The organism is Vibrio sp. 1078-1 (genome assembly GCF_033340475.1).
Window position 1 is genome coordinate 1 of sequence record NZ_JAWOWM010000775.1, and the last position, 541, is coordinate 541.

A 541-nucleotide genomic window follows, 5' to 3' on the forward strand; every position below is an offset into this window, starting at 1 on the left:
CGTCATGCGATTAATTGGATTGATACCCAAATCGCCTGTGGGCGCTCTGTGGTTGTGCATTGCGCACTTGGGCGTGGCCGTTCGGTGTTTGTGGTGGCGGCTTATTTACTGAGTAAAGATCCGTCGCTCTCGGTGGAATCGGTGATGCAGAAAATCAACCGCGTGCGCAGTACTGCAAGGCTCAATAATCTGCAGATCAAAACTCTGCGCGCGATCAGTGAGAAAGGCGTGCTAACACTCGATGAGCCGACCTGGATGGTGGTGAACCCTGTCGCGGGCGGTGGGAAATGGCTGCAATACGAACAACATGTGATTCGTGAGTTGACCAAAAAATATCGTCTCAGCATTCGCCAAACGGACGAAACCACCAGTGCAGAAAGCCTCGCACTGCAAGCTAAACAAAGTGGTGTGAATCAGGTGATTGTCTCTGGTGGCGATGGCACGGTGACTGAAGTGGCGAGCCAATTGGTCGGCACGGACATCCAGCTCGGCATCATACCGTTGGGCACGGCGAATGCGCTTTGCCATGTGCTGTATGGCA

Annotated in this window: 1 protein-coding gene; it reads left to right on the forward strand. The window is 53.6% G+C overall.

The window, feature by feature from the left end:
* A partial coding sequence (locus R7190_RS29995) for a diacylglycerol kinase family protein (RefSeq protein ID WP_318138223.1) occupies positions 1 to 541 on the forward strand: 541 nt, incomplete at both ends.